Annotated in this window: 7 protein-coding genes; 1 reads left to right on the forward strand and 6 read right to left on the reverse strand. The window is 72.5% G+C overall.

Annotation, left to right across the window (positions count from 1 at the left end):
• Positions 1-11: 11 nt before the first annotated feature.
• Complete coding sequence (locus E6U81_RS36660; protein WP_136234328.1) at positions 12-1,823, forward strand: 5'-nucleotidase C-terminal domain-containing protein; 1,812 nt, start codon at positions 12-14, stop codon at positions 1,821-1,823.
• Between the two features lie 65 nt (positions 1,824-1,888).
• On the opposite strand, the gene E6U81_RS36665 is transcribed toward E6U81_RS36660, so the two are convergent.
• The 6 genes from E6U81_RS36665 to E6U81_RS36690 form a co-directional block, all read right to left on the reverse strand.
• Positions 1,889-3,388 carry a hypothetical protein gene (locus E6U81_RS36665; protein WP_136234329.1) on the reverse strand — a complete coding sequence of 500 codons (1,500 nt, stop codon included), beginning with the start codon at positions 3,386-3,388 and terminating at the stop codon, positions 1,889-1,891.
• Positions 3,389-3,446: 58 nt separating this feature from the next.
• Positions 3,447-4,856, reverse strand: a complete 1,410-nt coding sequence (locus E6U81_RS36670) for a SidA/IucD/PvdA family monooxygenase (protein ID WP_136234330.1) — start codon at positions 4,854-4,856, stop codon at positions 3,447-3,449.
• Positions 4,853-6,181, reverse strand: a complete 1,329-nt coding sequence (locus tag E6U81_RS36675) for an aminotransferase class V-fold PLP-dependent enzyme (RefSeq protein ID WP_240804233.1) — start codon at positions 6,179-6,181, stop codon at positions 4,853-4,855. Before E6U81_RS36675 ends, E6U81_RS36670 begins: the two co-directional genes overlap by 4 nt.
• Before the next feature lie 469 nt (positions 6,182-6,650).
• Entirely contained in the window at positions 6,651-9,170 is a 2,520-nt protein-coding gene (gene pepN / locus E6U81_RS36680; protein WP_206310115.1) for an aminopeptidase N, read from the reverse strand.
• Positions 9,171-9,202: 32 nt separating this feature from the next.
• Positions 9,203-9,565 (reverse strand): chorismate mutase, encoded by a 363-nt coding sequence (locus E6U81_RS36685; RefSeq protein WP_051893051.1) that lies wholly within the window; start codon positions 9,563-9,565, stop codon positions 9,203-9,205.
• 69 nt (positions 9,566-9,634) lie between these two features.
• Positions 9,635-10,792 carry a histidine kinase gene (locus tag E6U81_RS36690; RefSeq protein WP_240804232.1) on the reverse strand — a complete coding sequence of 386 codons (1,158 nt, stop codon included), beginning with the start codon at positions 10,790-10,792 and terminating at the stop codon, positions 9,635-9,637.
• Between the last annotated feature and the right edge of the window lie 495 nt (positions 10,793-11,287).

Consider the following 11,287-nt stretch of genomic DNA (forward strand, 5'->3'; position numbering starts at 1 on the left):
GGGAGATGTGCATGGCGTTCGACCGCAGGACTTTCATAGGGACGACGGCCGCGACCGGTGCGGCCGTCGCGCTGGCGGGGGCCACGAGCACCCCGGCGGCGGCAGCCGTGACGCAGCAGCAGGACGCGAAGAAGCCGGGGGCGCGGACGTACGCGTTCACGGTGATGGGGACGACCGACTTGCACGGGAACGTCTTCAACTGGGACTACTTCACGGACAAGGAGTTCGACGACAAGGCGCACAACGACGTCGGTCTGGCGAAGATCTCGACCCTGGTGAACCAGGTGCGGGCGGAGAAGGGGCGGCGCAACACGCTGCTCATCGACGCGGGTGACACCATCCAGGGCACGCAGTTGTCGTACTACTACGCGAAGGTCGATCCGATCACGGCGCGGCGTGGTCCGGTGCACCCGATGGCCCAGGCGATGAACGCGATCGGTTATGACGCGGCGGCGCTGGGGAACCACGAGTTCAACTACGGCATTCCGGTGTTGCGGAAGTTCGAGGAGCAGTGCGATTTCCCGCTGCTGGGGGCGAACGCGCTGGATGCGAAGACGCTGCGGCCGGCGTTCGCGCCGTACAGCATGCACAAGCTGCGCACCCCCTGCGGGCGGGACGTGAAGGTGGCGGTGCTGGGGCTGACGAACCCGGGCATCGCGCTGTGGGACAAGGCGAACGTGCAGGGGAAGATGACGTTCCCGGGGCTGGAGGAGCAGGCGGCGAAGTACGTGCCGAAGCTGCGGTCGATGGGTGCGGACGTGGTGATCGTGTCGGCGCACTCGGGGTCGAGCGGTACGTCCTCGTACGGTGACCAGCTGCCGTACGTGGAGAACGCGGCGGCGCTGGTGGCGGAGCAGGTGCCGGGGATCGACGCGATCCTGGTGGGTCACGCGCACACGGAGATCCCGGAGTACCGGGTGAAGAACAGGGCGACCGGCAAGGACGTGGTGCTGTCGGAGCCGCTGAAGTGGGGGCAGCGGCTGACACTGTTCGACTTCGAGCTGGTGTGGGAGAAGGGCCGCTGGTCGGTGGCGAAGGTCGCGGCGCAGGTCCTGAACTCGAACACGGTGGCCGAGGACGCGAAGATCACGCGGCTGCTGTCGGACGAGCACCGCAAGGTCGTGGGTTACGTGAACCAGGTGATCGGCACCTCGACGCAGGCGATGTCCTCGGCGGAGGGTCCGGTCAAGGACGTGGCGATCATCGACCTGATCAACCACGTGCAGGCGGAGACGGTGAAGACGGCTCTGGCGGGTACGGAGTGGGCGGCGCTGCCGGTGCTGTCGCAGGCCTCGTGCTTCTCGCGGACGGCGGCGATCCCGGCCGGGCAGGTGACGATCCGGGATGCTGCGGGTCTGTACCCGTTCGAGAACACGATGGAGGCGCGGCTGCTGACGGGTGCGCAGCTGAAGGACTATCTGGAGTACTCGGCGCGGTACTTCGTGCGGACGGCGCCGGGTGACGCGGTGGATCCGGCGAAGCTGACGAACGCGGAGAGCATTCCGGACTACAACTACGACGCGGTGTACGGGCTGGCGTACGACATCGACATCGCGCAGCCGGCGGGTTCGCGGATCTCGGGGCTGTCCTTCCAGGGGAAGGCGGTGGATCCGGCCGCGCAGTTCGTGCTGGCGGTGAACAACTACCGGGCTTCCGGGGGTGGGAACTTCCCGCACGTGCCGCAGGCCAAGCAGCTGTGGTCGAACTCGGACGAGATCCGCAACACGATCATCCAGTGGGTGAAGGCGAAGGGGACGATCGATCCGGCGCAGTTCGCCTCGGTGGACTGGCGGCTGACGCGGGCGGGCGTGCCGGTGTTCTAGGCGGTGTCCGTGCGTGAGTGACGGGGCCGGTGTCCGCGGCGGCGGACACCGGCCCCGCGCGTGTGTCAGGCGTCGGTGTGCACGAGGTGGGCGGGGACGGCGGCGTCGAGGGCGGCGATGAGGCGTTCGCCGCGTGCGACGTGGTCCGGGTGGATGTGCAGGTCGCAGCCGCAGCCGGTGAGGACGATGCGGCCGGAGCCTTCGTGGCGCAGGAGGGCGATCTCGTCGAAGCGGATGTCGTGTTCGTCGCGGTTGCCGTCTCGGACGACCAGGCCCCAGGGGGTGAGGAGGTATTCGCCGCTTTCGTCCCGGGGGGTGATGAGGCGGCGGAGGGGGGTGCTGCGGAAGCGGGTGCCGGAGGTATGGGGGGTGGCGGGGTGCTCGCCGTGGACGCGCCAGCAGGTGGAGTTGGGCAGGGGGGTGCCGCGGAGGGTGGTGGGCCGGGGGAAGACCTGGGGCGGCACGACGAGGACGGCGTCGGTGAGGGCGCGTTGCAGGTGGTCCGCGACGTCCTGCGGGGTGACGGCGGCGTACTGCGTGAGGAGGGTGCCGGGGTCGTGGTGGGGGATGCCGAAGTGTTCGCTGCCGAGGGCGTGCTGGAGGGACGTCCAGCGGTCGTGTCCGCAGCGTCCGTCATGGCAGTGGAGTTCGGCGCGTGCGTGCTCGGTGAAGGCGTCGAGCTCCTGCCGGGTGGGGCCTCGTCGGGCGAGGTCCAGGGTTTCGTTCCAGAGGATGTCGGCGGCTTCCTCGGCGTGGCCTTCGGCGGGGCGCAGGACCAGGACGCGGTCGAAGGTCAGGCGGTCGCGGAGGAACCGGTGGACGGTGACGCCGTCGGCTATGCCGCGTGTGTCGTGCGTGAGGTGCTCGACGCGGTGGCTCAGGACGTGGCAGGCGGCGACGGCGGCGGGTTCGTGCGCCCGTGAGGTCAGCAGGAGGGAGACGGTGTCGACCAGGCGGTGCTGCCAGGTTCCGGGTACGCCGGCGCGCAGGCGGGGGGCCGGCCGGTCGGGGCGGGGGCCGTCGGGCAGCGGGAGGGTGAGTCCGGCGGGTGGCGGGCCGTCGAGGGCGAGGACGGCGTTGCCGCGGGTGAAGCGGGCGGCGACGTGGGTGCGGACGGCGTCGGTGGTGAGCCGGGCGTACATGTCGGGGTCGTGGTGCAGGACGAGGCCGAGGCCGTGGGGTCCGTAGCGGGCGCTGAGGGGTTCGGCGCCCCGGTGGTCGCAGGTGCGGGGTGCGTGGAGGGCGAGGAGGCGGGTGGCGTGCTCCGTGTACTGCGTGGGCAGGTCACGGAGGGCGCTGCAGACGGCGTGGAGGAAGCCGGTGATCTCTGCGGGGGTGCCCTTGACGATGAAGTGGGTCGCCTCCTCCTCGACGGAGCTGGTGAACTCGTGGGGCCGCCGACCGAGGTGGGTCATCACGAGGGCTTCGACGAGGTGGGTGACGCCGAGGGTGGGGGCGGTTTCGTCCCGGACGCCGGTGCCGAAGGAGAGGACTGCGGTGCGGGGGCCCGGCCCGGGGGCGGCCTCCCACAGGACGGTGACCCCGTCGGCACTGGTTCGCTGCATGACGGCGACGATAGCCGCAGGTCAGGTGCGGTGGGCCGAGGGGGCCGCCGGAGGGGGCCTACGGGTGCTCGACGAGCGGGAGGAGTTCGCCGGCGGGGCGGGGGCGGGTGTGTTCGCGCTGTTCGAGGCCGAAGGTGGTGAAGGCGGTGCGCGGGGGCTGGGGGTAGGCCTCTTTGCCGGTGAGGGTGTTGAGGATGGCGGCGCTGCGCCAGGCGGCGAGTCCGAGGTCGGGGGCGCCGACGCCGTGGGTGTGGCGTTCGCCGTTCTGGACGAAGATGCTGCCGGTGACGGAGGGGTCGAGGACCATGCGGTAGCGGTCGTCGATGCGGGGGCGGCCGGAGGAGTCCTTGCGCAGGTAGGGGTCGAGGCCTGCGAGGAGTCGGGTGAGGGGTCGTTCGCGGTAGCCGGTGGCGAGGACGACGGCGTCGGTGGTGAGGCGGGAGCGGGCGCCCTGTTCGGCGTGTTCGAGGTGGAGTTCGACCTTGGTGGTGGCGACGCGTCCGGCGGTGCGGACGGTGACGCCGGGGGTGAGGACGGTGTCGGGCCAGCCGCCGTGGAGGGTGCGGCGGTAGAGCTCGTCGTGGATGGCGGCGATGGTGGCGGTGTCGATGCCCTTGTGGAGTTGCCATTGGGCGGGGACGAGGTGGTCGCGTACGGGTTCGGGGAGGGAGTGGAAGTAGCGGGTGTAGTCGGGGGTGAAGTGTTCGAGGCCGAGTTTTGAGTACTCCATGGGGGCGAAGGAGGGTGTGCGGGCGAGCCAGGTGAGGCGTTCGCGGCCGGTGGGGCGGGCGCGGAGCAGGTCGAGGAAGACTTCGGCGCCGGACTGGCCCGATCCGATGACGGTGACGTGTTCGGCGCCGAGGATGCGCTGTCGGTTGTCGAGGTAGTCGGCGGAGTGGATGACGGGGACGGTGGGGGCTTCGGCGAGGGGGCGCAGGGGTTCGGGGATGTGGGGGGCGGTGCCGATGCCGAGGGCGAGGTTGCGGGTGTAGGTGCGGCCGAGGGCTTCGGCTTCGCCGGTGGGGTCGAGCTGGGTGAAGTCGACTTCGAAGAGGTCGCGTTCGGGGTTCCAGCGGACGGCGTCGACCTGGTGGCCGAAGTGGAGTCCGGGGACGCGGCCGGCGACCCAGCGGCAGTAGGCGTCGTATTCGGCGCGGTGGATGTGGAACTGCTCGGCGAAGTAGAAGGGGTAGAGCCGTTCCTTGTGCTTGAGGTAGCTGAGGAAGCTCCAGGGGCTGGAGGGGTCGGCGAGGGTGACGAGGTCGGCGAGGAAGGGGACTTGGAGGGTGGTGCCGTCGATGAGGAGTCCGGGGTGCCAGCGGAAGTCGCGGCGCTGCTCGTAGAAGGCGGTGGCGAGTTCGCCGGCGCCTTGTTGGGGGAGGCCGTGGGCGAGGGCGGCGAGGGACAGGTTGGACGGTCCGATGCCGATTCCGACGAGGTCGTGGGGTGCATCGAGCTGGGCGGTCATCGGTGGGTGCTGCCTTCCAGGAGGGCGATGAGGGTGTCCAGGTCTCCCGCCGTGGTGTGCGGGTTGAGCAGGGTGGCTTTGAGCCACAGGCGGCCGTCGGCGTGGGTGCGGCCGAGGACGGCGCGGCCTTGGTGGAGGAGGGCGCGGCGCAGGGTGGCGAGCTCGTCGTCGGTGGCGTGGGTGGGCCGGAAGAGGACGGTGCTGATGGTGGGCGGTGCGTGGAGTTCGAAGCCGGGGTGGGCGTCGAGGCGCTGGGCGAGGTGCTGGGCGAGCTCGCAGGTGCGGTCGATGAGGTGGGCGAGGCCGTCGCGGCCGAGTGAGCGCAGGGTGGCGGCGATCTTGAAGGCGTCGGGGCGGCGGGTGGTGCGCAGGGAGCGGCCGAGGAGGTCGGGGAGGCCTGCTTCGGTGTCGTCGGTGGCGTTGAGGTAGTCGGCCTGGTGGGCGAGGGGGGCGAGGAGTGCGGTGTCGGGGACGGCGAGGAGTCCTGCGGCGACGGGCTGCCAGCCGAGTTTGTGCAGGTCGACGGTGAGGGAGCGGGCGCGGCCGAGTCCGGCGAGCCGGTGGCGGTGGCGGGGGCTGAGGGCGAGGAGGCCGCCGTATGCGGCGTCGATGTGGAGGTCGGCGCCGTGGTGGTCGCAGAGGTCGGCGATGGCGGGGAGGGGGTCGATGAGGCCTGCGTCGGTGGTGCCGGCGGTGGCGGTGACGAGGGCGGGGCCGGGGGTGGTGGCGAGGGCCTCGGCGAGGCGGGTGGGGTCGAGGACGCCGGCGGGTGTGGGGATGTCGGTGGCGGGGGGCAGGCCGAGGAGCCAGGCGGCGCGGGGGACGGAGTGGTGGGCGTTGGCTCCGTGCAGGACGGTGAGGCGGGGGCCGTGGCGTTCGCGGGCGAGGAGGAGGGCGAGTTGGTTGGCTTCGGTGCCGCCGGTGGTGACGAGGGCGTCGGGGTGGGGGGTGTCGTAGAACTCGGCGGCGAGGGTGCGCGTGAGTTCGGCTTCGAGGGCGGAGGCGGCGGGTGCCTGGTCCCAGGAGTCGAGGGAGGGGTTGAGGGCTCCGGCGGCGAGGTCCGCGGCGGTGGCGACGGCGAGCGGCGGGCAGTGCAGGTGGGCGGCGCAGAGGGGGTCGGCGGGGTCTGCGGCGCCGGCGGCGAGGGCGTGGACGAGGGTGCGGAGGGCTTCGTGGTCGCCGGTGCCGCGGTCGGGCAGTACGGGGCCGAGTGCTTCGCGGATGCGGGCGGCGACGGTGTCGGGGCCGCCGGCGGGGAGGGGGCCGCGGCGTTCGGCGGCGCCGGTGCGGAGGGCGTCGAGGACGGTGTCGAGAAGGGGACGCAGGGCCTGGGGGCCGGTGGCTCCGCCGGCGAGCGCGTTGCCGTGGGGCGCTGTGGTCTCTTCCGGCCGGCCGGAATGCCGGGTGCCGTGCGGCGCTGTCAACGGGACCTCCGGGGGCTGGCCGGGGTGCGGTGAGGGGCACCCCGGCCAGTACAACGATCAGACCCGAATGGGGTAACCGCCGGGGTTTGTCCGAATCGGCGGCGGGCTGTGCCGTGCGGGGAGGCCGGGGACGGGGCGGGGTGGGCCAGAGGGGGCGGGGGCGGGCCGATCTGGCCCGCCCCCGTTCCGCCGAGCCGCCCGCAGGGCTGGGCCGTCTCTTCCGGATCTTGCCGGGCCCGCGCTGCCCGGCACCGCACCCGGCCGCGTTGTCGAGGCGCCCGAGTACGTCCAGTACACGGGCGCCCCTCCGCCTTGCCGGCCACGGCACCGGACGACGCGGGCCCGACCGACAAGATCCGAAAGAGACGACCTAGCCGCGGATGCGGAGGGCGCGGGCCAGGTCGTCCAGCTGGTCCACGAGCTTGCGGCGCAGGAGCGGGATGACGTCCGGGTCGGCGAGGCAGGCCTGGCCGGCCTTGAGGTTGGCCTCGTCGACGGCGTGGGCCGGGAAGGCGTAGCGGCCCGCGGCCTCGCCGATGGCGGGGCCGCGGCGGGCGCCGAGGGCGACGGCTTCGGGGTAGTAGCGGGTCACGTACTCCGCTACGAGGTCGGCCTGTTCGGGCTGCCAGAAGCCCTGGGCGGTGGCGCTGAAGAGGTAGTTGGAGAGGCTGTCGTCGTGGAAGAGGCGGTCCCAGGCGGCTGCTTTGGCCTCGGGGGTGGGGAGTGCGGCGCGGCAGCGGGCGGCGCCTTCCTCGCCGGTGGCGCTGGGGTCGGCGGCGAGTGCGGCGTCGATCTCGCTCTCGCCGATGGCGCCGAGGACGGCGAGGCGGCCCAGGATGCGCCAGCGCAGTTCGGGGTCGAGTGCGGGGCCGCCGGGGACGGTGTCGTCGGCGAGCCAGGCGGCGATGGTGTCGGGCTGGGTGGCGCTGCCGACGAGGGTGCGTACGGCGGTGAGCCGCATGCCCGGTTCCGAGCCGTCCTCGGTGCGGCGCAGGAGGTCGCGGGCGATGGTGGTGAGGGTGGCGAGGGCTTCGGTGCGGTCCTCGGGAGCGACGTAGCGTACGGCGACCTCGTTGCGGGCGAAGGTGAGGACGCCCTGGACGATGGCGAGGTCGTGTTCCTCGGGCAGGTGTGCACCGGCGGTGGCGAGGAAGTCCTGCGGGTCGAGTTCGCCGTCGCGGACCATGTCGCGCAGGCAGTTCCAGACGACGGCCCGGGTGAGGGCTTCGGGGATGCCGGAGAGGCCGCGCAGAACCGTTTCGAGGGAGGTCTCGTCGAGGCGGACCTTGGTGTAGGTGAGGTCGGCGTCGTTGAGGAGGAGCAGTGCGGGGCGGGTGCCGCCGGCCGAGATGATCTCGTCGGAGGGGACGTCGAGGTCGAGGAGTTCGCGCAGTTCGAGGATGCGGCCGTCGACGGGGTCGTGGTCGTAGACGCCGACGGCGATGTGGTGGGGGCGGCTGCCGTCGTGGTCGACGGCGAGGGTCCAGCCGTTGGTGCCTTCGGGGTCCTCGATGCGCGGGGTGAGGGTGTCGATTCCGGTGGTGCGCAGCCAGGCGTCGGCCCAGCCGCGGACGTCGCGTTCGGTGTGGGCGGCGAGGGAGTCGATGAAGTCGGCGAGGGAGGCGTTGGCGAACTTGTGGCGGGCGAAGTGGGTGTTGATGCCGGCCAGGAAGTCCTTCTCGCCGAGCCAGGCGACGAGCTGGCGCAGGGCGGAGGCGCCCTTGGCGTAGGAGATGCCGTCGAAGTTGAGGAGGGCGGAGGCGGTGTCGGGGACGTCGTCGGGGGCGGGAGCGACGGGGTGGGTGGAGGGGCGCTGGTCGGCGTCGTAGCCCCAGGGCTTGCGGGTGACGCCGAAGTCGGTCCAGGTGTCGGTGAAGCGGGTGGCTTCGGTGAGGGTCTGGTAGCCCATGTATTCGGCGAAGGACTCGTTGAGCCAGATGTCGTCGAACCAGGCGAGGGTGACGAGGTCGCCGAACCACATGTGGGCCATCTCGTGGGCGATGACCATGGCGCGGGACTGGCGTTCGGTGTCGGTGACGGCGGAGCGGTAGATGAACTCGTCGCGGAAGGTGACGAGGCCGGGGTTCTCCATGGCGCCGGCGTTGAACTCGGGGACGAAGGCCTGGTCGTAGGAGTCGAAGGGGTAGGGCTCGGTGAACTTGACCTGGTAGCGGTCGAAGCAGGCCTTGGTGATGGAGAGGATCTCGTCGGCGTCGGCGTCCATGTGGGGGGCGAGGGACTGGCGGCAGTGGATGCCGAAGGGCAGTCCGGCGTGCTCGGTGGTCACGCTGTGCCAGGGGCCTGCGGCGACGGCGGCGAGGTAGGTGGAGATGACGGGTGTGGGGGCGGACTGCCAGATGCCGGCGCCGTCCGTGTCGCGGTCGGCGAGGCGGGTGGTGACGCCGTTGGCGAGGACGGTCCAGCCGGCGGGGGCGGTGACGGTGAACTCGAAGACGGCCTTCAGGTCGGGCTGGTCGAAGGCCGGGAAGACCCGTTGGACGTCGTCGAGGAACATCTGGCTGTAGACGTACGTGTGACCGTCGGCGGGGTCGGTGAAGCGGTGCAGGCCCTCGCCGGTGCGGGAGTAGCGCATGCGGGTGTCGAGGTGCAGCTCGTGGGGGCCCTGGGTGAGGCCGGTGAGCGGCAGCCGGTTGTCTTCCAGGGCGGCCGGGTCGAGGGGGTTGCCGTCGAGGGTGGCCGAGCGCAGGGTGTCCGGCTTCAGCTCCACGAAGGTGTCGCCGTCGGTCCGGGCGGTGAACCGGATGACGGTGGTGGAGTCGAAGGTGTCGTCGCCGCCGGTGAGGTCGAGGGTCACGGCGTAGTGGTGGACGTCGAGGAGCTGGGCTCGGAGCTGCGCTTCGTTGCGCTTGAGTGCGGACATGGGGCCCATGCTGCCGCAGTGGGCGGCCGGACCCCGAGTGTCTATTCTTCGCCCGCGGCGATCGTCTCGTGGTGGCGGATGACCTCGGCGATGATGAAGTTGAGGAGCTTCTCGGCGAAGGCGGGGTCGAGCTTGGCGTTTTCGGCGAGCTGGCGGAGCCGGGCGATCTGGCTGGCCTCGCGGCCGGGGTCGGCGGGGGGCAGCTGGTGGCGTGCCTTGAGGTGGCCGACCTGCTGGGTGCACTTGAAGCGTTCGGCGAGCATGTGGACCACGGCCGCGTCGATGTTGTCGATGCTGTCCCGCAGGCGGGCGAGTTCGGCGGTGACGCTCTCGTCGATGCCGTCGGCGGCGCGGCCCGTGCCGTTGCCGTTGCCCGTGCCGTTGTCGAGGTCGCTGATGTTCATGGTTGTCGAGAATACGTGGCGCGGGCGCGCAGGTCGCGGGGGTAGTCGGCCTGTGAGACGGCGGTCGGGTCACAGGGGCAGGACCGCGGTGACGATCCAGCCGCCTTCGGGGCTGGGGCCGGCGGTGAGGTGGCCGCCGAGGGCTTCGGCGCGTTCGGTCATGCCGGCGAGGCCGTAGCCGCCGCCGCGGGCTTTTTCGGAGAGGCGGGCGGGGTGGCCTCCGTCGTCGGCGATGCGGACCTCGAGGCCGGCGGGGACGGTGCGCAGGGTGACGCGGACGGCGGTGGCTGTGGCGGCGTGCTTGGCGGTGTTGGTGAGGGCTTCGAGGACGATGCGGTGGGCGGTGGCCGCGACGTGGGCGGGGAGGCGGTCCTGCAGTCCGTTCTCGATGGACAGGACGACGGGAGGGCCGGTTCTGGAGAAGCGTTCGGTGAGGTCGCGGAGGTCGGTGAGGCCGGCGACGGGGGTGGTGGCGGTGGCGGGTGTGGAGCCGTCGTCGTTGTCGCGGAGGATCTTGACGAGGCGGCGCATGGAGACGAGGGCTTCGTCGCCGGCGGTCTCGATGCGGGCGAAGGTCTCGGCCGCGCGTTCGGCGGAGACCTGGGTGAAGCGGGCGGCGCGGGCTTCGACGACGATGCCGGTGACGTGGTGGGCGACGAGGTCGTGGAGCTCGCGGGCGAGTTCGAGGCGTTCGGCGGTGCGGACGGCGCGCAGGTCGAGTACGCGCTGGGTCGCCTGGAGGCGCAGCAGGATCGAGTAGGCGCCGACGACCACGGCGAGGACGGAGAAGAGCAGGGTGAACCGGCCTGGGTCGGTGTCCCGGGCGGGTACGGCCATGCAGCCGAGGCCGAGGAGGGGGCCGAGGACGGCGGCGGTGCGGGCGGGGGCGTGGAGGACGACCTGGGTGAGGAGGACGAGGAGGGCGACGGCCTCGCCGCCGCCCCAGACGACGAGGGGGTGGTGGCCGAAGACCAGCAGGAGGGTGACGGTCCAGGAGACGGCGGCGGCGAACCAGGCGCGGGTCAGCAGGGGGACGGTCGGCCAGGGCACGGCGCTGAGGCAGACGAGGATGCCGGAGGTCCACAGGGCGGCGTGGGGGAGGCTGGGGCGGCGGGCCAGGACGACGCCTTCGAAGGTGACGAGGGCGAGGAGGGTCAGGGTGAGGAGGAGGCGGAACCAGGGGGCGGCGTGCGGGTGGGTGCGGATCCAGCCGTCGAGGGGGCTCACGGGTGGCTCCCGGCTCCGCCGGTGGTTCCCGGGCTCCGGCCCGGACCCGGCGCGCTGGTGGTCGTAGCGGGGGTACGGGGGGTCGTGCGGGCGGGACCGGCCTGTGGCGGGGCGACTGCGCCGCGCATCCCTCTCTCCCGCCGGCGCGGCCGGGCCCGTCCGCCCGGGGCGGTGGCAGGCTGCGGGGTCGCGGTGCGAGGCGTGCGGCACGCGGCGGGCGCTCCGCCGCGCGGCGCGGGGCCCGCGGCCGGGTCGCGGACGAGCACCAGAACCTGCGCCGCCCCGGCGGCGCCCGGCCCGCGAAGCGGGATCTTCGCCGGCACGGCGACGCCCGGCACGCGAAGCGGAACCGGCGCCGGACCGGAAGCCCCCGGCACGCGAAGCAGGACCTCCCCGGCACCGGCAGGACTCGGCACACGAAGCAGGAGCTTCGCCGGCACGGCGGCGCCCGGCGCCAGGGCCTGCCCGGGATCAACGGCGCCCGGCACGGGAAGC

Origin of the sequence: Streptomyces sp. A0592 (assembly GCF_004795115.1) — a bacterium.
Taxonomy (GTDB): domain Bacteria; phylum Actinomycetota; class Actinomycetes; order Streptomycetales; family Streptomycetaceae; genus Streptomyces; species Streptomyces erythrochromogenes.

Coding starts and splice junctions, on each gene's coding strand:
- E6U81_RS36660 (WP_136234328.1), top strand. CDS start 12: ATGGCGTTCGACCGCAGGACTTTCATAGGGACGACGGCCGCGACCGGT.
- E6U81_RS36665 (WP_136234329.1), bottom strand. CDS start 3,388: ATGCAGCGAACCAGTGCCGACGGGGTCACCGTCCTGTGGGAGGCCGCC.
- E6U81_RS36670 (WP_136234330.1), bottom strand. CDS start 4,856: ATGACCGCCCAGCTCGATGCACCCCACGACCTCGTCGGAATCGGCATC.
- pepN (WP_206310115.1), bottom strand. CDS start 9,170: ATGGGCCCCATGTCCGCACTCAAGCGCAACGAAGCGCAGCTCCGAGCC.
- E6U81_RS36685 (WP_051893051.1), bottom strand. CDS start 9,565: ATGAACATCAGCGACCTCGACAACGGCACGGGCAACGGCAACGGCACG.